The sequence below is a fragment of the Rhizobium sp. 22-785-1 genome (assembly GCF_053521965.1).
Window position 1 is genome coordinate 33,317 of record NZ_JBNWDI010000012.1, and the last position, 19,606, is coordinate 52,922.

Genomic DNA, 19,606 nt, shown 5'->3' on the forward strand with positions numbered 1-19,606 from the left:
GGAAAACCTATCGTTTCGCGTCGCCGCGAACCTGCTTTGCGATGCGATCCAGCACCGCATTGACGAGCTTCGGCTCGTCATGCTCGAAGAAGGCACGGGCTATTTCGACATATTCGGTGACGATGACAGCAACCGGAACGTCTTTCCGCTCAAGGATTTCGAAAGTACCAGCGCGCAGAATGGCGCGCACCGTCGTATCGAGACGCGAGAGCGGCCAGTCTTCCTGAAGGGCGGAACGCACCAGCGGGTCGATCTTGGTCTGGTCGCGCACGACACCGGACACGATGGAGCGGAACCACGAGGGATCGGCCTTCAGATAGGTTTCGCCATCCACTTCCTTGCCGAGCCGGTGCGCCTCATATTCGGCAACCACTTCCAGGACGCCGGTGCCGCCGACATCCATCTGATAGAGCGCCTGCACCGCAGCCAGGCGAGCAGCTCCACGCTGGTTGACGGGCTTGATGGAAGGCTGACGCGGCTCAGCGCCGTTTTCGACACTCGTCATCCGATCAACCACCCAGCTTTTTCTTCAGCTCGATCATGGTCAGCGCAGCACGTGCGGCAAAACCACCCTTGTCCTTGTCGGAGCGGCGAACCCGCGCCCATGCCTGCTCGTCGTTCTCGACAGTCAGGATGCCATTGCCGATAGCGAGCGACTCGCTGACCGTCAGGTCCATAATGGCGCGCGACGATTCATTGGCGACGATATCGAAGTGATAGGTCTCGCCACGGATGACCATTCCAAGCGCGACGAAGCCGTCATATTCCGTTCCACCATTGTCTGCGCCATCGAGCGCGATGGCGATCGCTGCCGGGATTTCCAGAGCGCCTGGAACGGTGATGATATCGTATGTGGCGCCGGCCTCTTCGAGCGCAACCTTTGCGCCATCAAGCAGAGCGTCGGCCATATCGTCATAAAAGCGTGCTTCCACGATGAGAAGATGAGGCTGGGACATGGGAGTTTCCTGAAAATCTGCGCCGGATCATACCGGCTTTTGGCGCGGTCAAACCATGGCTGGCCGCGCTTGGCAAGCACTTTTAACGCATTGCTGCCGCGTGCGCGACCCGGTGAACCCGATTTCTCACGCGCGATTAGCTTCTTTGCCATGCCAGATGGAGACCGAGCCCCATCAAAATCGCACCTGCTGCACGCCGGCAACTCCCTGGGCGAAAGCCGACCGCTTCAGCCGCCCCGCGGCCAGTCCGGCCACCATGACAACAACGAAGTCAGCAGAGGTGAAAATGATGTTCACCGCGACGCCGAGGATCAGGAACTGGAGCCAGACGGGGAATGCCGCGGCCGGATCGACGAATTGCGGCAGAAAGGCAAGGAAGAACAAAGCCGTCTTCGGGTTCAGCATTTCGACGACGACGCTATCGATAAAGGCCCGCTTGGAAGACTTTTGGCCAATCGTGAAACTGCCGGTCGTGTCTTCACTGAGCCGGACTCTCAGCATGGAAAAGCCAAGCCAGATGAGATAGCAAGCGCCGCCGAACTTGACCGCAATATAAAGCCAAGGCACCGCCTGAAAGAGCATCGAAAGTCCGGCAACCGCAGCAACAATGTGGATGTAGCAGCCAAGATGAACGCCGAGCACGGCCATCAAGCCGGCAGCGCGGCCACGCGCCATGGTCTGTGCGATTGTATAGAGCATAGCGGGTCCCGGCACATAGGCAAACAGAGCCGTCGTAACCAGGAATGCCGCAAGCAGTTCATAAGACGCCATTGTGAGCTCCGCAGGGTTTGGCGCTCAAACGACGCCCCTTGCAATTTAATGAGCGTCCTATTTCGACGGAAATTCCGCAAGCCGTGCCGCATAGCGCGCCATGGTATCGACTTCGAAATTGACGAAATCGCCAGGCTTGCGGTCGCCCCAGGTGGTCACAGTCAAGGTGTGTCGGATCAACAGAACATCGAAATCCGGTCCTTCTACAGCGTTCACGGTGAGCGATGTTCCATCCAGCGCAACCGAGCCCTTCGGTGCGACGAACTTCGCCAGATGCTCCGGCGCGCGCAGACGGATGCGCACAGCCTCCCCTTCCGACTCGACGGACAATATCTCCGCCTTGCCGTCGACGTGACCGGAAACGATATGGCCGCCAAGCTCATCGCCTATCTTCAAGGCGCGTTCGAGATTGATGCGGGTTCCCTTCGCCCAAGCGGAGATCGTGGTAAGGCGAAGCGCCTCTTCCCAGGCCTCGACTTCATACCACCGTTCGTTGCTCCCCTCTTCCGGCAACTTCGTCACCGTCAGGCAGACGCCGCCATGGGAAATGGACGCGCCCATATCGATGGTTTTCGGATCGTAGTTGGTTGCGACGCGCAAGCGCACGCCCTCAGCAAGCGGGTGAAGCTCGGACACGGTTCCGACGTCGGTGACGATCCCGGTAAACATCAAAGCGGCCTTTCATAATCGAAACAGCGATCGCGACCATAGACGGTCTCGCTGGCAAGGAAATAGTCCTGTGGGATATCGGCGCGCCGGACCGGTGTTTCAATACCATCAGCACCGATGACGACCGGGCTTTCGAACAGCAGGATCCGATCCACGAACCCGGCATCCAGAAACGCGCGGGCGGCAACGGCCCCGCCCTCTACAAGAAGCTCCGACATTCCCCGCTCAGCAAGCGCGCGCAAAAGTGCGTCGAGACTGGAGGCCTCGAGTATTTCCACGCCTTCCGCTTCCAGCAGATGCCCCTGGAGCTTTCGGTGAGTATAGTCGTAGGGAAGGTCCGTTACGACGATGGTCTTTACCTGCCGCGCGGTTTTTACCAGCTTTGAGGTCAGGGGCAGTTCAAGCCGCTTGTCGAGCACCAGACGCACAGGCGAGCGATCCTCAAGGCCTGGAATGCGAACCGTCAGTTCCGGATCGTCGGCGATCGCAGTTCGGATGCCGACAAGAATGGCGTCGCAACGCGCGCGCAACTCATGCACGGCATGGCGCGACTCCGGACCTGTGATAGCGATCTGGCCCTCACCCTGGCGACCGATCATGCCGTCAGCGGAAACAGCAAGTTTCAGCACGACGTGAGCGCGTCGCCTGATCTTGCGTGTGAGATAGGCTGCAAGCGCCCTCTCGCCCTCCTCGCGCAGCACCCCCGTCTCGACATCGATACCGGCATTGCGCAGGATGCGATAGCCGCGTCCCGCAACGCGCTCATCAGGGTCATCCACGGCGACGACGACACGTGCAATGCCTCTGTCGACCAGGGCATTGGCGCAAGGGGGCGTCTTTCCCCAATGGGCGCAGGGCTCGAGCGTGACATAGGCTGTCGCGCCTCGGGCTGCGTCGCCTGCCATATCCAGCGCGTTGCGCTCCGCATGCGGTCTGCCGCCAACGGAGGTAATGCCTTCGGCGACGATCACGCCATCCTTGACGAGAACGCAGCCAACGGAAGGATTGGTATCGGTGAAGCCAGTGTTCTGACGCGAAATTTCAATGGCGTGCGCCATGAATCTTTCGTCTTCGGCCCGGGGAGCCACAGTATCAGGTCCCGGAATCTGTATCGCGGGCGATCTTGGCGTTGATTTCCGCAATCACGTTTTCGAAATCCTCGGCGTGAGAGAAATCGCGGTACACCGAGGCGTAGCGAACGAACGCCACATCATCCAGGCTTTTGAGGGCTTCCAGCACCTGGAGACCGATTTCTTCCGACGAGATTTCGGTTTCGCCAGAGCTTTCCAGCCGCCGAACGATGCCGGAAACGGCGCGCTCGATACGGTCGCGATCGACCGGGCGCTTGCGAAGTGCGATCTCGAAAGATCGTACAAGCTTCTCCCGGTCGAATGCCAGCTTGCGGCCGCTCTTCTTTATAACCATCAACTCGCGCAACTGAACGCGCTCATAGGTGGTGAAACGGCCGCCGCAATCCGGGCAGATGCGCCGCCGGCGGATGGAGGTGTTATCCTCCGCCGGACGTGAGTCCTTGACCTGAGTGTCTTCAGAACCGCAGAAAGGGCAGCGCATCCAGTTGCTTTCTTACATGTAAGGGTACATCGGGAAACGATCGGTCAGTGCAACGACCTTCTCGCGTACAGTCGCTTCCACAGCGGCATTGCCTTCGTCGGAATTGGCAACCTTCAAACCGTCGAGAACTTCGACGATCAACTTACCGATTTCGCGGAACTCGGCTTCCTTGAAGCCACGGGTCGTACCAGCCGGCGTGCCAAGGCGAATACCGGAGGTGACGAAAGGCTTTTCCGGGTCGAAAGGAATGCCGTTCTTGTTGCAAGTAATGTAGGCGCGGCCCAGTGCTGCTTCCGCACGTTTGCCAGTGGCGTTTTTCTTGCGAAGATCGACCAGCATCAGGTGGTTATCCGTGCCGCCGGAAACGACGTCAACGCCGCCTTCGATGAGCGTTTCGGACAGCGCCTTGGCGTTCTTGACGATCTGGGCTGCGTAATCTTTGAATTCCGGCTTCAGCGCTTCACCGAAGGCAACGGCCTTGGCGGCGATGACATGCATCAGCGGGCCACCCTGGAGGCCTGGGAAGACTGCCGAGTTGAACTTCTTGGCAAGATCTTCGTCGTTGGTCAGGATCATGCCGCCGCGCGGGCCGCGCAGAGACTTGTGCGTGGTGGTGGTTGCCACATGCGCATGCGGGAATGGTGAGGGATGTTGGCCACCGGCAACGAGGCCTGCAATATGCGCCATGTCGACCATGAGATAAGCGCCGACTTCGTCTGCGATCTCGCGGAAGCGCTTCCAGTCCCAAACGCGGGAGTAGGCAGTGCCGCCAGCCAGAATGAGCTTCGGCTTGGTTTCCTTAGCCTTGCGTTCCACTTCGTCCATGTCGAGCAGGTTGTCGCCTTCACGAACGCCATAGGAGACGACGTTGAACCACTTGCCGGACATGTTGACCGGCGAACCGTGGGTCAAGTGACCTCCCGAATTCAGGTCGAGACCCATGAAGGTATCGCCCGGCTGCAACAGCGCGAGGAAAACGGCCTGGTTCATCTGCGAACCGGAGTTTGGCTGAACGTTGGCAAAGTTGACGCCGAACAGCTTCTTTGCGCGGTCGATGGCAAGCTCTTCGGCAATATCGACGAACTGGCAGCCACCATAATAGCGCTTGCCCGGATAGCCTTCAGCGTACTTGTTGGTCATGATCGAGCCCTGGGCTTCGAGCACGGCGCGGGACACGATGTTTTCCGAGGCAATCAGCTCGATCTCGTGACGCTGGCGACCCAGCTCCTTCTCGATCGCGCCAAAGATATCCGGATCGATTTCGGCAAGCGGCTTGGAGAAGAAGGCATCTGTGTTCGACATGATGAAGGCTCCTGAAACAGTAATGCGATGGCGTCTTAGCGCCCCACCCGTATAAGAGCAATAAGCGCAGCGAGATTTGACCGTCAAACTGCGACGTCGCGCGAAAAAAATGCAAAATGCGCGACATGCACAAAGAAAAAAGCCGCGTCCGATTGGGCGCGGCTTTCTTGTCTTTCTGAACAGCGATCAGTTGCGCGGCAATAGATCCTCGCCGATGGAGCCGGATGGCTGCTCCTGCGTGTTGGTCGTATTGAGCGCTAGTTCGGCATTGCCGTCATTGCCGTAGATATCGTCACGGAACTGCACCACGCCATCCTTTGCCGACCATGCGGTGATGTAGACAAAGTAGACCGGGATTTCGGTGGAGAGTTTGATCGGCGTGTTGACGCGGCTTGCAATGACGCGCTCGATTTCCTGACGCGACCAGCCGGGCGTGTCACGCAGCATCCAACTCGTCAGGTCGCGCACGTTCTGCACACGCACGCAACCGGAGGATTCGAAGCGCATCAGCTTGTTGAACAGGCCCTGCTGCGGCGTGTCGTGCATGTATTCGTTGTTCGGGTTGTGGAAGTTGATCTTGGTCGAGGACATAGCGTTGTTTTTGCCGGGGTCCTGACGGAACATCAGGTTCGGAGCCTTGGGCGCAAACCAGTCGACCGTCTGCGGAGACACTTCCTGGCCACGACCATCCAAAAGACGGATGTTGTTGCGCTCCAGATAGGTCGGGTCCTTCTGCATCAGCGGAACGATGTCTTTCTCGACGATCGAGCGCGGAGCCGTCCAGTATGGATTGAGAATAATCTCGTAAATCTTGGAGTTGATAATGTGCGTCGGGCGGCTGGCGCGGCCGACGACTGCCGTATTGCGCAGAACCACGCGATTGTTCTCGACAGCTTCGATCGAGGCAGCCGGGATATTCACCATCACGTGGCGCTGGCCGAGGTCGCCAGCCATCGTCTGAATGCGGATAAGGTTGGTCTGCAACTGCGCCATGCGCAGCTGCGCAGAAACGTTCAGCGCCTTAAGCGTATATTCGCCGATCACGCCGTCTGCCGGAAGGCCGTGGCGCGCCTGGAACCGCTTGAGCGCACCATCGACGTAAGAATCGAAGGCGCTGGAAATACCCGCTTCGCGCGGCAAGTCACCCGAAACCATCAAACGCTGGCGAAGCGCCTGGACGGACGGATCGCTGACGCCGATCTGCAGACGCTGCTGGCTTGACGGCACTTCCGGCCAGCCACCATTGGAGACGATCTGCTGATACTGCATGATCGCCTGTTGCATGTAGGCGGGCGCCTCGGGGCCAAGAACCGGATTGTTGGAAACGACGCCAACGGCCGAGCGCGAGGAGTTCGCATCGAACTGATCGTCCCAGTTGCCGCGGCGCGACGATCCGATCAGATCGTTGAACGCGTCCTGCGCCAGCGCAGGTGCTGCCAGCGCGACAGCGCCGAGCGAAACGGCGGAGCGCAGCATGGCGCGGCGAGAGAGCAATTCGGGCACGGATTTCTTAGTCATTCTACCTACCAGCCATTTCGTCAGGCAACCTTATGGATGCCTAGAACAACATGATTAACAAACGTTTTCGGACGCCTGCCGGCAGGAAATACTTCATGCGAAATCAAAACTGACGCATCATGCGATGATGGAAGAGACCGCCGGCTCCCTCGCTTTGGCGGTCCCATACCAATATGGCCAATTCGTGTCACCTTGACACTGCTCACGAAGCTGTGTCGCCAGGCCTTTTCAACGTGAACCGCACAAAAATGCAACAAGCCGGACGCGTTTTGGCATCCGGCTTTGCAAATATGGATGGCGCTGCTCTTAGAGGCGATATGCGATCGAGTCGTTCCAGAAGCGATCCAGGCGCTGCAGCAGCTTGTTCATTTCGGCGAATTCACCGGTGCCGATGCCGCCGACCTTTTCGATCGAGCCGATGTGGCGCTCATAGAGACGGGCAACCGTTTCGGCGATGTCCTGGCCCTTATCGGTGAGAGAGATACGAACCGAGCGGCGGTCGATGCGCGAGCGCTGGTGGTTGATGAAGCCGAGGTCGACCAGCTTCTTGACGTTGTAGGAAACGTTGGAGCCGAGATAGTAACCGCGCGAACGAAGCTCGCCGGCGGTCAGTTCGGAGGTGCCGATGTTGAAGAGGAGCAGCGCCTGAACGGCGTTGACGTCATCACGGCCCTGACGGTCGAACTCGTCCTTGATGACATCGAGAAGGCGGCGGTGCAGGCGTTCGACCAGGTGGAGAGACTCCATGTAGAGCGAACGGATGGCTTCTTCCTGTACGTCGGTTACAACTGCCTGTGGCTTTGCTTTACTATTGATCATGACTGCCTCACTGTTTGTTTGGCGGTGTTGATTTTGTTTCCCGCCTTGAGAACAAACCTAAGCAATGCGCATAAAATTCTACTTAAAATGCATCATTAACGAGTGGTTACCGTACACCAGCGCCTGGAACCCGATGCACCAGAGGAATAGAGACGGATTTTCGATTTCCAACAAATTCAATCACTTGCGCCGATAAAAACGTGAAAATCGCGCCGAAACAGCTTTATTATTATGGTGAATCAATTCTTGCGCGCTCGTCATTTTGACGCGCATCCAGCCAGAAAGCGATCTGGAATAGTATATAAATGGTTGCTACAACACAGTGCATGACGGGAACCAGAGTGTTGCTGCCGAAGATATTGGGCCAGACCTTATACATGGCGATCTGCGCACCGGCGCCGATAACCCAGATAACCGCACCCCAGGACACACCGAGCCAAAGACCAAGCGCTGCAACAGGAAAGACGACGGCGAGGCCCGTGCCTGCGACACGCCAGGGCAGATTGAGCATGTCGAAACGGGCATGACCGCTTAGCGAATAGCCGGTCAGCATTGCCCAGTACTGCAGCCCGAACCAGAAACACGAGGCCGCCACCAGTCTGAGAAAGACGAGATAGAGGATTTCGGTCAGCGGCATTTTAGGCGAGGTTGGAGAATCAGGTTCCATGTCGCGAAGATACGTTTGCCGGGCCCAATCTGCCAATCGATAAATGCGCAAGGCCACAGCCCTCTTCAGCGAGGGGGAGTTCAACCTTTCCTGCGCCGCCGCAATGCCTGGACACGAAACGTCATCGCGATAGAGCAGCGCCCAGGATTTTCGGCCACGCTGTGGGTCACAGCGTCGCATTCGCTTCCTGTTTCCCTTATGGTATGCCCTAAGCACATTCTGGCATTCGATCACAGCAGGCTAGACGCCTGGCTTCAACCATTCAGACGTAAAGACCATAAGAGAGCCGGGTCGGTGGACTTTGTACGCCGGACAGACTCCAAAGGAAAAGACATGACCGACAAAACCCATTTGGTAGATCACATCACTGGCCACCGCCGCATGCGCCGCATCCGCAGGGCGGACTGGACGCGCAGGCTCGTTCGCGAGAACCAGTTGACGGCGGACGATCTGATCTGGCCGGTCTTCGTTGTTCCCGGCACGAATATCATCGATCCAATTCCAGCCATGCCGGGCGTCAATCGCATGAGCGTCGATAAACTCGTGGAGGCGGTGAAGGAAGCAGCCGACCTCGGTATTCCCGCCATAGCGACTTTCCCCAATATCGAAATGGACCTTCGCGACGAAACAGGCTCGCAGGTGCTGGAAGCCAATAACCTGATCAACCAGGCAACGGCTGCAATCAAGAAGGCGGTTCCCAATATCGGCGTTATTACCGATGTGGCGCTCGATCCCTTTACCAGTCACGGCCATGACGGAATTTTGCGCGGCGACGATATCGTCAACGATGAGACCGTCGATCAGGTGGTGAGAGCGGCCATCATGCAGGCGGATGCGGGGGCGGATATCATCGCCCCCTCCGAGATGATGGACGGACGGATCGGTGCCATTCGTCGTGGGCTGGATGCGGCAGGCCACCAGAGTGTCGGCATCATGTCCTATGCGACGAAATTCTCTTCCGGTTTTTATGGGCCCTATCGCGAGGCTATCTCTACAAGCGGCCTTCTGAAGGGCGACAAGAACAGTTATTATATCAGCCCGGCCAATGGCACCGAAGCGATGCGCGACGCGGCGCTTGACGTTGAAGAAGGCGCAGACATGCTCATGGTAAAGCCCGGTCTTCCCTACCTCGACATCTGCTGGCGCCTCAAAGAAGCGTTCGGCCTCCCGACCTTCGCCTATCAGGTGTCGGGCGAATATTCGCAGGTGAAGGCAGCGGCGATGAATGGCTGGATCGACGGCGACCGGGTGATGATGGAAACGCTGCTCTGCTTCAAGCGGGCCGGATGCGATGGGATTCTCACCTACTTCGCCGTCGACGTGGCGAAAAAGCTCGCAAAAGGCTGAGGGGCGAGCTCATTGTATTTGCGGTGGTCCAACCCATATCTTTGTTGAAAAGGAGAAACCGCCCATGAGCTTCAACCCGGACCCGACTTATGTGCCGACAGAGGACTGGCGCGCCTATAGCGGCGTCCTGAGCCGCCGAGTCGTTGCATTCATCATCGACTACATTATGGTGCTCCTTCTGTGCATTCCGGCAGCGGTGATCGTGTTCTTTCTGGGTGTCATTACACTTGGCTTAGTCTGGATGCTCTTTCCGGCGTTGTTCTTTATCGTGGCGATCCTGTATTTCGGGATGACGCTTGGCAGTTCGGCGCAGGCCACGCCTGGTATGCGGATGGCAGGCATTCAGATGGCGCGGCTTGACGGCGGCCGGATCGACTTCCTGATTTCGACCGCCCATATTGTGCTCTTCTGGGTGATCAATTCAATTCTGACGCCGTTCATTCTTCTGGCAGGGCTCTTCACCGAGCGATCCAGACTGGTCCACGACTTTCTTCTCGGAACGGTCACGGTCAGAACACGATGACGATAGGCTGAGGCCGCTTAGGCGGCTTCAATTTTATTGACAGATCTCTTCGAGAGTTGACGTTTTCCGCCTTTTTGTCATTCTGACCGAGAAGGCTGATTTGCGAAGGGAGCGATTGGGTTCGATGAACACGCAGACGACGCCTTCGCCGCAATTCTACCTCACCGCACCGGCAACCTGCCCCTATCTTCCGAACCAGTTGGAGCGGAAGGTTTTCACACATCTGGTGGGTCCACGTGCTCCGGAAATGAACGATCTCTTGACTCAGGGCGGCTTCCGTCGTTCTCAAAACATCGCCTACCGCCCGGCCTGCGAGAATTGTCGCGCCTGTGTATCCGTCAGAATTCTTGCTGACGGCTTCAGTCCAACGAAATCGATGCGGCGCATCTTGGCGACCAACAGCGATCTCGTGGCAACAGTCCATCGAGCCGAACCATCAACCGAACAATTCTCGCTCTTCCGCCGCTATCTCGATCACCGTCACACATCGGGTGGGATGTCGGACATGTCGGCTCTGGATTATGCGGTGATGGTGGAAGACACCCACGTCAATACGCGCATCATCGAGTACCGAAAGCGAGAGCCGGGCGCGGGTATCGACGACAGCAAGCGCGGAGAACTGATCGCTGTCGCTCTTACCGACCTGATGGGCGATGGCCTCTCCATGGTCTATTCCTTCTTCAATCCCGAACTTGAGAAACGCTCGCTCGGCACCTTCATGATTCTGGATCACATTGCCCGCACCCGCACGCTTGGCCTGCCCCATGTGTACTTGGGCTATTGGGTCGATGGCTCGGACAAGATGGGATATAAGACACGCTACCATCCCCAAGAGCATCTAACGCCGCGCGGCTGGGAATTATACACGCCAGAAACCGTGTGACCCTGCAATTGCCACATCTGTCACACCATGTTATAACAACGTTATAACGGAGTGTTCGAGATGAACGTGACGGTTCGCAAGATTGGCAATTCGGAAGGGATCATCATCCCGAAAGAGGTTCTGGAAAGCCTTGGAGTAAAGGCTGGCGATGCTATAAGCCTCGAAAGAAAAGAAGGTGAATGGCACATCCGGCCAGCAGATGAGGCCTTTACGCGGCAGTTAGAGCACGCGCGGATCTTCATGGACAAATATAAGGTCGCTTTGAAGAAGCTGGCAGAATGACGGATTTCGTTTTTCTCGACGGCAAACTTGTTGAGCAACTGCACCACATGCAAATCGAGCACTTCGGCGGAAGCCACGGGCTTAGGGACGGTGCATTGCTCGATTCTGCGCTCAATAGGCCTATCAACAAAGCTGGCTACGGATGCAACGATGTCTGCGAACTCGCGGCAGCCTATCTATTTGGCCCTGCGAGGAATCACCCTTTTGTTGATGGCAACAAGAGAATCGTGATCGTGACGACCGGCGTTTTCTTGATGGAAAACGGCTTCATGTTGGAAACGGATGACGCCAAGCTTTACGCGTTTGTCATGGCTGTGGCGGCAGGCGAAATTGACGAAGAGGGGACAACACGCTTCCTAAAAGACCACGTTATCCCACTGACAAGCATCTGATGACCTGTGCCGTCGCAAAACCGCTATACGGTTTTGCGACGTCCTTTAGCCGCCGAACTTCCCACTGCGCGGAAAGCCCTTCGGAACGCTGCGGCCGACACCGGCGCGATCACCCATCCATTCAAGCAGCTCGTCCCCGACCTTGGAGAAGGAGCGCCCAGCGCTGTCTTCCCAGGACAGACCGGTGGCGATCGTGAAGCACTTCACATCCGAGACGCCACCATCCTTGTAACGCTGCAGGCGGACACCCTTGCCGCGCGACATTTCCGGCACTTGCGACAATGGGAAGGTTAGCATCTTACGGTTCTCGCCCACTACAGCGACGTGATCGCCGATGACGGGCACCACGAGCTTGGTTTCATCCGGCATAGAAACGTTCATGATCTGCTTGCCCTTGCGGGTGTTGGCGACCATTTCCGTTTCCGGGATGACAAAGCCATTTCCGCCGGTCGAGACGATCAGCAGCTTGCGGGATGCATCGTGGACGAAGGCGGTCAGGATATCCTGATCATTCTCCATATCCACCATGATGCGTACCGGCTCTCCGTGGCCGCGGCCGCCAGGCAGCTTGTCAGCGCCCAGCGTATAGACCTTGCCGCCGGTGGTCACGAGCAGCAACTTGTCGGTCGTCTGCGCCGGGAAGGCGAGCTTCGGCCCGTCGCCTTCCTTGAAGGTCAGGCTTGACGTGTCCGACATGTGACCCTTCAACGCTCTGATCCAGCCCTTCTGCGAGATGACGATCGTGACCGGTTCCTTCTCGATCATCGCCTGCTGAATGGCTTCGACATCGGCGTTCGGGGCATCGGCGAACTGCGTGCGGCGGCGGCCAAGTTCGGTTGCTTTGGCGTATTTCTTCTTGACCTCGCCGATCTCCCAGGAGACCGCCTGCCACTGCTTCTCATCGGATGCCAGGAGAGACTCGATCTCGCCCTTCTCCTTGGTGAGTTCGTCGAACTCCGTGCGGATCTCGAATTCTTCCAGCTTGCGCAGAGAGCGAAGGCGCATATTGAGAATGGCTTCGGCCTGATTATCCGTCAGCCCGAACCGCGCCATCATGACAGGCTTCGGCTCATCCTCTTCGCGGATGATGCGGATGATCTCATCGATATTGAGATAGGCGATCAGCAGGCCGCCGAGAATTTCCAGTCGACGGTCGATGGCTGCCAGTCGGAATCTTGAGCGGCGAACAAGCACGTCCTTGCGATGCGCCAGCCACTCGGTGAGCACCTCGTTCAATGCCATCACCTTCGGCACACGGCCAAGCGACAGCACGTTCATATTCAGCGGAATGCGGCTTTCCAGATCGGACAGACGGAACAGCGATTCCATCAGCAGCGTCGCGTCCACGGTACGGTTCTTTGGCACCAGGACGATACGAACATCTTCGGCGGATTCGTCGCGCACGTCTTCCAGAAGCGGCAGCTTGCGGGCAAGCAGCAGCTCGGCTATCTTTTCGATCAGGCGGGATTTCTGTACCTGAAAGGGAATTTCGGTGATGACGATCTGGTAACCGCCACGCCCCAGATCTTCCGTTTCCCACTTGGCACGAACGCGGAAACCGCCGCGACCTGTCTTGTAGGCTTCGAGAATGTTTTCGCGGCTCTCGATGATGATGCCGCCCGTCGGCAGATCGGGACCGGGGATGAATTCCAGCAGCGTCTCGACGCTCGCATCCGGATGCTTGATCAGATGAAGGGCCGCATCACAGATTTCATGGGCATTGTGCGGCGGAATGGATGTCGCCATACCCACCGCGATGCCGGAGGAACCGTTTGCCAAAAGGTTCGGGAAGGCGCCAGGCATAACGACCGGCTCTTCGTCTTCCTCGTTATAGGTCGGGCGAAAATCGACTGCGTCCTGCTCGATCCCTTCCAGGAGCAGGGCCGCGACGTCTGTCATCCGCGCTTCGGTGTAACGCATGGCAGCCGCGCCATCGCCGTCGATATTGCCGAAGTTCCCCTGGCCATCGACCAGTGGGTAACGAATGGCAAAATCCTGAGACAGCCGCACGAGAGCGTCGTAGATCGACGCATCGCCATGAGGGTGGAACTTACCCATGACATCGCCAACGATACGAGCGCATTTCTTGAACGCGGAATTGGGACGGATGCCCATTTCGCTCATGGCATGGACGATGCGTCGATGAACGGGCTTCAAGCCGTCACGAACATCCGGAAGTGCGCGATGCATGATGGTCGATAGCGCATAGGCAAGGTAGCGCTCTTCGAGCGCCGCCTTCAAATCGACCGGCACAATATGATCGTCATCCCCGCCTGATGGCGGAACAGAATTTTTTCCCATGGCGTCTGCCTATCGGAAATAGGCGCTCCGGGCAAGAAATCCGGGCTTTCTGCGCTGTGGATGACAAGCGTTAAGCCTATATTTCCATACAATCTTGTTTTTGTGCCGCAATTCAGCCATTCGTTGCGCAGTACCACTTCGGTCAATCGCGCTCGTGCTGCAGCTATGGACACGTGGTGTGGCTATTGTTGTTGCGGATGTTCGCACCTTAAGGGAAGAAACAGAATGAGACTTGAAACGACACGGAATTTTCTGTTTGCCAGCGCGGCCGTACTGGCATTTGCGTCCCCGGCTTTTGCCCTGGACGGCGCCGATGTGCTGAAGAAAATAAATGCTGCCTATCGCATGCAGGGCGCGGAAATCACCGCCAAGTCCATCGCCACAAACGGTGACAATGTCACACTATCGGGCGTCATCATCGGCAACGCCGCAGGCCCGGCGCAGCAGCTTCCGATCGGCAACATCACGCTCGAAGGCGTCGAAGAAAACAATGGCGGTTACACCATTGAGAAGATGGGTTTCGAGAACGTCAACTATGCCAAAGAAAAGTTAGCGATCACCGTTGACGACATCTACATGACCGGCGTCGTGGCTCCAGCTGAGGCGACGGCAAATACAATTGATGGCATGCTGTTTTACGACGAGGCCCATACCGGCCCGGCCTCGATCAAGATCGACGGCAAGGAAGCGTTCTCGATCGCCGAGAGCAATGTTACGCTGACCAAGAGCGAAGATGGCGGCACGCTCAGCTTCGATCTCACGGCAGAGGGCTTCAAGGGCGATCTGAGCGGCGCCAAGGATCCGAAAACGAAAGAAGCGATCGACGCGCTGCAGCTGAACTCGCTCAGTGGCGTTTTTACCATGAGCGGCTCCTGGGAAGTGGCACCCGGAACGATCAATGTCGACCAATATGCCATCGACCTCGAGAATGTCGGTCGCCTGGATATGAGCTTCAGCATCTCCGGCTATACGCTGGCTTTCCTCAAGTCGATGCAAGACGCCGTAAACGCGAAAGAGGCCAACCCCAACAAGGAACAGGCCGATCAGGCTTTCGGTCTTGCAATGCTTGGTCTCATGCAGCAGCTGACATTCAATAATGCCAAGATCAGCTTCGATGATGCCGGCATCACCAAGCGCGGCATCGATTACGCCGCCAAGGAGCAGAACACGACGAGCGAGCAGCTTTCGCAGATGATCAAGGGCATGGCCCCGCTGATGGTCGCGCAGCTCAACATTCCGGAATTGCAGAATGCAGTTTCTGCAGCCGTGAACACCTATGTTGACGATCCGAAGAACTTCACGATTTCGGCGGCACCGTCGAAGCCCGTTCCATTCCCGATGATTATGGGTGCGGCAATGGGCGCCCCGAACACCATCCCGAGCGTTCTCGGCGTCACCGTGACAGCCAACCAATAGTCTCTCAAGAAAGCCCCGGATTGATCCTCCGGGGCTTTTTCACTAAGCGCCACTGGCAAGCAGGACTTCAGTGAGATGTCTGGCGGCTGGCTCCGCGAATGAAAATCACAGAACGACGCCTGATCTTGCGCGCGCGTGTCGCGCCCTTTAAAACCCTTGAAGCTTCTAGACCTCTGTTTAAAGCAGAAGAGGAATGTCCTCTCCTGCTCTTCCAATATGGAATGACCTTCGTGCAAGACAATATCAGCGGCTCCGTCATCGTCGTTTCCAGCCATGTCATGCGCGGCTCGGTCGGCAATCGAGCGGCCGTTTTCGGTCTGGAGACGCTTGGTTTTCCTGTCTGGGCCGTTCCCACAATCGTCATGCCATGGCACCCAGGGCAAGGACCGTCCACCCGCCTGCGTTTTGATGGCGAGGCCTTCGACGCAGCCATGGGCGATCTGGCTGCATCGAAATGGCGCGGCGAAGTCAAGGCGGTTCTGACCGGCTATTTCGGCAGCGTCGATCAGGTGCGTTCCGTTGCTCGTCTGATCCGAAAATTGAGAGAGAACAATCCCGATCTGATCTACGTCTGCGACCCTGTCATGGGAGACAAGGGCGGGCTCTATGTTCCCATCGAAACAGCAGAAGCCATCCGCGACGAGCTTGTACCGCTTGCAACTGTTTCCACACCCAATCGCTATGAGCTGGCCTGGATGAGTGGCGCTGCGCTCGACACCAATACCGAAATCATGGATGCGGCCTTAGCGCTTGGTCCGCCAAAGATGCTCGTCACCTCCGCCGTTCCGATGATGGCAAACGGCATTGGCAATCTGTTTCTCAGCGGCCGCCATGCGCTGCTTGCCGAACACCGCGCCATCGATAATGTGCCGAACGGACTTGGCGACCTGCTTGCCGCAGTCTTTCTCGCCCGCATGCTTCAGGGCGTGGATGACGAAAAGGCGTTACAGCTGGCAACCGCCAGCGTCTTCGAAATTCTGGCCCGCACCATGAAGCGTGGCGCCAACGAGCTGACCCTCGAGACCGACTCATCCAGCCTGTCCACACCCATGGCGATGGTTCAGATGCGGCATCTCTTGCATCCTGCTCGCGGCAAGGGCAAATAGCGGACGAATTCATGCGCCTTATGAGAAGGCGTTCCCGGTAGCGAATAACGGCACTGCGAGATCGAATGAAAGATTTTCCAGACTATCTTCTAAACGGCTACAAGAACTTCATGAGCGGCCGTTACGCCGGTGAACGCGACCGATACCGCGTTCTAGCCGATACGGGACAAAGACCGCAGACCTTGGTCATTGCCTGTTGCGACTCCCGGTCGGCACCCGAAACGATTTTCGATTGTGGCCCGGGAGAGCTTTTCGTCGTGCGCAATGTGGCCAACATGGTGCCGCCTTTCGAGCCCGACGGACAATATCACGCGACCTCGGCAGCCATAGAATATGCCGTTATGGTTCTGAAGGTGAAGGACATCGTTGTTATGGGTCACGGCCGCTGCGGTGGCATTCAGGCGGCACTTGACCCGAATTTCGAATCCCTCTCGCCAGGTGATTTTATCGGCAAATGGATGAATCTCGTCAAATCCGCTGCGGAGCAGATCCAGAGCAATGACGTGATGACGTCTGGCGAACGTCAGACAGCGCTCGAACGCGTCTCCATCAGAAACTCCATCCGCAATCTGCGCGGCTTCCCCTTCCTCAAGGAGCAGGAAAACGCCGGCAAGGTAAAGCTGCATGGCGCCTGGTTCGATATTTCAACCGGCGAGTTGTGGGTAATGGACAGCAAGACCGGCGATTTTCGTCGTCCCGACGTGTGACCCCCGGCACAAACCGGGGGATGCTATCGTATCAAAAGGTCTTCGAAGGGCCGCGGTGGCGATTATTGCCCGTCAATAGCCTTGCCGATATGGGCAATCGCCTGCTGGTACACGGTCGCCGCGTTCCAGCCCTGAATCGCAGCAAAGCTCGGCTGACCCGGTTGATACCCTGCCCCACGCTGCCAGCCATGACCGGCGAGGAAATTGGCAGTCGACGCCAGGGCATCGGCGCGTGAACCCACGAGATCGATCCGGCCATCGCGGTCGAAATCGACGCCGTAGCGCACAACGTTTAGCGGCAGAAACTGCGTCTGCCCGATTTCGCCATGAGCAGCACCCTTGGCGTTGATGTTGAGCGAACCGTTGCCCACTAGCTTCAAAGCTGCGTAAAGCTGCTCGGTGAAGTAATCGGACCGGCGGCAATCGTAAGACAGCGTCGCAACGGCAGACAGCGTGTGCTGGTTGCCCATGAAACCGCCAAAGCCGGTTTCCATGCCCCAAATCGCCAGAAGCGGGCCGGCTGGAACGCCGTAAGCGCGCTCGATATTGGCAAACAGCGCCGCGTTATTCTTCTTCATCGCCTTGCCGCGCGAGATGATGGCCTGGCCACCGCGCTTTTGCATGAACTGATCGAAGGAAAGCTTGAAGCTGTGCTGACCGCGATCGGCGCGGATCGTTGCCTGATTATAGGTGACGTTCGAGAAAGCGCGATCAAGCACCGACTGGCTGACGCCGCGGCCAGCCGCTTCCTGCTTGAAGGATTGCACCCAGTTGCCGAAACCAGCCGAGGTGTTACCACATTGCGCTGCCTGCAGCGGCGTCGCCGCCAGCATCGCAACGACCGTTGCACCAAGGGAAAAAGCCGTTATTGCCCGCATCCGTATCTGCCTTTGATAAGGCGAGGGATGGCCCCTCGCCATGTTCGCCTTGCTAGCGAGAATTGAAGAGGTACAAATTGCCTACCGTCTTCATGACCAGCAAATAAACTGGCCGTGATAGGCACGAAAATTGAAAACCCGTCCATTCTCGAAAGTAACGGACGGGTTATAGTTAATAGTTGTTAAAAAAACGTATCACGCAGCGGCTTTGCGCGGCTTGATGAGACCGCGGTTGATCAGGAGTTCGGCAATCTGAACGGCGTTCAGGGCCGCACCCTTGCGCAGGTTGTCGGAAACGACCCAAATGTTGAGACCGTTTTCAACGGTTGCATCTTCACGAATGCGCGAAATATATGTCGCATCTTCTCCTGCGCACTCGACCGGGGTGACGTAGCCGCCGTTTTCATGCTTGTCGATGACGAGGCAACCGGGCGCTTCGCGAAGGATGTCGCGCGCCTGATCGGCAGTGATTTCGTTTTCGAACTCGATATTGACCGATTCCGAATGGCCGATGAAGACAGGCACGCGCACGGCCGTGCAGGTCACCTTGATCTTCGGGTCCAGCATCTTCTTGGTTTCTGCCAGAACCTTCCACTCTTCCTTCGTGTAACCGTCTTCCATGAAGACATCGATATGCGGAATGACGTTGAAGGCAATGCGCTTGGTGAACTTCTTGGTTTCAACAGGGTCAGCCACGAAGACCGCACGAGTCTGCTGGAACAGCTCGTCCATGCCTTCCTTGCCAGCGCCAGAGACGGACTGGTACGTGGAGACAACTACGCGCTTGATCTTGGCAGCATCGTGCAGCGGCTTCAGCGCCACGACGAGTTGCGCCGTCGAGCAATTCGGGTTGGCAATGATGTTCTTCTTCTTGAAGCCCTCGACGGCGTCGGCGTTGACTTCCGGCACGATCAGCGGAACGTCCTGATCGTAGCGCCAGGCAGAGGAGTTATCGATAACGACGCAACCCTGCGCTCCGATCTTCGGGGACCACTTCTTAGACACATCGCCGCCAGCAGACATCAGGCAGATGTCGGTATCGGAGAAATCGTAGTTTTCGAGATTGGAAACCTTCAGCGTACGGTCGCCGTAAGACACTTCCGTGCCCTGGCTACGGGCAGAGGCCAGTGGAACGACTTCGTCTGCCGGGAACCCACGTTCCGCCAGAATATTCAGCATTTCGCGCCCGACATTGCCGGTGGCGCCTGCGATTGCAACTTTGAAACCCATGATCAAGCTCTCTTTCTGCCTCTCCTCTTTTTGGTGAGGGGGAGCCGCCAAACCGCGGCTTCCTTTCCCCGGCCAAACCGGGGAGAGAGCGGCGGGCCAGAGACGTCAGACGGTTTTAATCGTCGTTTTGGCCGTAATTCGGATGGAATAGGAAAGGCGCGCAGGATCGCCGGCTGAACCCGCCGGGCTTTGCATGACGGTCATGTGCTGAACATGTCGCATGACGTTGCGCTCCTTTTCGTGCGAAAGCTATTAGGAGGTTTGTCT

Annotated in this window: 20 protein-coding genes and 1 pseudogene; 8 read left to right on the top strand and 13 right to left on the bottom strand. The window is 57.4% G+C overall.

The window, feature by feature from the left end; translation table 11 throughout:
* Window positions 1-7: 7 nt before the first annotated feature.
* From nusB to ACQZ5M_RS19710, 10 genes and pseudogenes are all read right to left on the bottom strand, one after another.
* On the bottom strand, window positions 8-505 hold the full coding sequence (gene nusB / locus ACQZ5M_RS19665) for a transcription antitermination factor NusB (RefSeq protein ID WP_296013880.1): 498 nt from the start codon (window positions 503-505) through the stop codon (window positions 8-10).
* 4 nt (window positions 506-509) lie between these two features.
* Window positions 510-956, bottom strand: coding sequence for a 6,7-dimethyl-8-ribityllumazine synthase (gene ribH, locus ACQZ5M_RS19670; protein ID WP_449080621.1), 447 nt, complete (start codon window positions 954-956; stop codon window positions 510-512).
* A gap of 136 nt (window positions 957-1,092) precedes the next feature.
* Window positions 1,093-1,727: pseudogene (locus ACQZ5M_RS19675) on the bottom strand (LysE family translocator).
* A 57-nt stretch (window positions 1,728-1,784) separates the two neighbouring features.
* A complete protein-coding gene (locus ACQZ5M_RS19680; protein ID WP_449080622.1) occupies window positions 1,785-2,396 on the bottom strand; it encodes a riboflavin synthase in 612 nt (203 codons plus the stop codon).
* Window positions 2,396-3,484, bottom strand: coding sequence for a bifunctional diaminohydroxyphosphoribosylaminopyrimidine deaminase/5-amino-6-(5-phosphoribosylamino)uracil reductase RibD (ribD, locus tag ACQZ5M_RS19685; RefSeq protein WP_449080623.1), 1,089 nt, complete (start codon window positions 3,482-3,484; stop codon window positions 2,396-2,398). Before ribD ends, ACQZ5M_RS19680 begins: the two co-directional genes overlap by 1 nt.
* A gap of 4 nt (window positions 3,485-3,488) precedes the next feature.
* Window positions 3,489-3,968 (bottom strand): transcriptional regulator NrdR, encoded by a 480-nt coding sequence (gene nrdR / locus ACQZ5M_RS19690; RefSeq protein ID WP_296013887.1) that lies wholly within the window; start codon window positions 3,966-3,968, stop codon window positions 3,489-3,491.
* A 12-nt stretch (window positions 3,969-3,980) separates the two neighbouring features.
* Window positions 3,981-5,270 (bottom strand): serine hydroxymethyltransferase, encoded by a 1,290-nt coding sequence (glyA, locus tag ACQZ5M_RS19695; RefSeq protein ID WP_296038337.1) that lies wholly within the window; start codon window positions 5,268-5,270, stop codon window positions 3,981-3,983.
* A 186-nt stretch (window positions 5,271-5,456) separates the two neighbouring features.
* Window positions 5,457-6,788, bottom strand: coding sequence for a L,D-transpeptidase family protein (locus tag ACQZ5M_RS19700; RefSeq protein ID WP_296101073.1), 1,332 nt, complete (start codon window positions 6,786-6,788; stop codon window positions 5,457-5,459).
* 306 nt (window positions 6,789-7,094) lie between these two features.
* A complete protein-coding gene (gene ldtR / locus ACQZ5M_RS19705) occupies window positions 7,095-7,604 on the bottom strand; it encodes a transcriptional regulator LdtR (protein ID WP_186330162.1) in 510 nt (169 codons plus the stop codon).
* A 232-nt stretch (window positions 7,605-7,836) separates the two neighbouring features.
* Window positions 7,837-8,274 (bottom strand): DUF6163 family protein, encoded by a 438-nt coding sequence (locus tag ACQZ5M_RS19710; RefSeq protein ID WP_296013891.1) that lies wholly within the window; start codon window positions 8,272-8,274, stop codon window positions 7,837-7,839.
* A gap of 333 nt (window positions 8,275-8,607) precedes the next feature.
* Here ACQZ5M_RS19710 and hemB point away from each other — a divergent pair, with 333 nt between their 5' ends.
* The 5 genes from hemB to ACQZ5M_RS19735 all read left to right on the top strand — a co-directional run bounded on the left by hemB (window position 8,608) and on the right by ACQZ5M_RS19735 (window position 11,701).
* Window positions 8,608-9,621 carry a porphobilinogen synthase gene (gene hemB / locus ACQZ5M_RS19715; protein ID WP_449080624.1) on the top strand — a complete coding sequence of 338 codons (1,014 nt, stop codon included), beginning with the start codon at window positions 8,608-8,610 and terminating at the stop codon, window positions 9,619-9,621.
* A gap of 64 nt (window positions 9,622-9,685) precedes the next feature.
* A complete protein-coding gene (locus ACQZ5M_RS19720) occupies window positions 9,686-10,144 on the top strand; it encodes an RDD family protein (RefSeq protein WP_449080625.1) in 459 nt (152 codons plus the stop codon).
* Window positions 10,145-10,268: 124 nt separating this feature from the next.
* On the top strand, window positions 10,269-11,027 hold the full coding sequence (locus ACQZ5M_RS19725) for an arginyltransferase (protein WP_296084458.1): 759 nt from the start codon (window positions 10,269-10,271) through the stop codon (window positions 11,025-11,027).
* A gap of 60 nt (window positions 11,028-11,087) precedes the next feature.
* The gene (locus tag ACQZ5M_RS19730; RefSeq protein ID WP_062600515.1) at window positions 11,088-11,309 is read left to right on the top strand and encodes an AbrB/MazE/SpoVT family DNA-binding domain-containing protein; all 222 of its coding nucleotides are present in this window, start codon (window positions 11,088-11,090) and stop codon (window positions 11,307-11,309) included.
* Window positions 11,306-11,701, top strand: a complete 396-nt coding sequence (locus ACQZ5M_RS19735) for a type II toxin-antitoxin system death-on-curing family toxin (protein WP_449080626.1) — start codon at window positions 11,306-11,308, stop codon at window positions 11,699-11,701. Before ACQZ5M_RS19730 ends, ACQZ5M_RS19735 begins: the two co-directional genes overlap by 4 nt.
* A 45-nt stretch (window positions 11,702-11,746) precedes the next feature.
* On the opposite strand, the gene parC is transcribed toward ACQZ5M_RS19735, so the two are convergent.
* On the bottom strand, window positions 11,747-14,002 hold the full coding sequence (parC, locus tag ACQZ5M_RS19740; RefSeq protein WP_449080627.1) for a DNA topoisomerase IV subunit A: 2,256 nt from the start codon (window positions 14,000-14,002) through the stop codon (window positions 11,747-11,749).
* 225 nt (window positions 14,003-14,227) lie between these two features.
* Here parC and ACQZ5M_RS19745 point away from each other — a divergent pair, with 225 nt between their 5' ends.
* From ACQZ5M_RS19745 to ACQZ5M_RS19755, 3 genes are all read left to right on the top strand, one after another.
* Window positions 14,228-15,418, top strand: a complete 1,191-nt coding sequence (locus ACQZ5M_RS19745; RefSeq protein WP_449080628.1) for a hypothetical protein — start codon at window positions 14,228-14,230, stop codon at window positions 15,416-15,418.
* Window positions 15,419-15,639: 221 nt separating this feature from the next.
* Complete coding sequence (pdxY, locus tag ACQZ5M_RS19750; RefSeq protein ID WP_449080662.1) at window positions 15,640-16,524, top strand: pyridoxal kinase PdxY; 885 nt, start codon at window positions 15,640-15,642, stop codon at window positions 16,522-16,524.
* Window positions 16,525-16,589: 65 nt separating this feature from the next.
* Window positions 16,590-17,231, top strand: coding sequence for a carbonic anhydrase (locus ACQZ5M_RS19755; protein ID WP_296013902.1), 642 nt, complete (start codon window positions 16,590-16,592; stop codon window positions 17,229-17,231).
* 62 nt (window positions 17,232-17,293) lie between these two features.
* Here ACQZ5M_RS19755 and ACQZ5M_RS19760 read toward each other — a convergent pair whose 3' ends face one another.
* Window positions 17,294-18,109: a lytic murein transglycosylase gene (locus ACQZ5M_RS19760; protein ID WP_296038355.1), complete on the bottom strand. Its 816-nt coding sequence runs from the start codon at window positions 18,107-18,109 to the stop codon at window positions 17,294-17,296.
* 195 nt (window positions 18,110-18,304) lie between these two features.
* Window positions 18,305-19,339, bottom strand: coding sequence for an aspartate-semialdehyde dehydrogenase (locus ACQZ5M_RS19765; RefSeq protein WP_296038358.1), 1,035 nt, complete (start codon window positions 19,337-19,339; stop codon window positions 18,305-18,307).
* Window positions 19,340-19,606 lie beyond the last annotated feature (267 nt).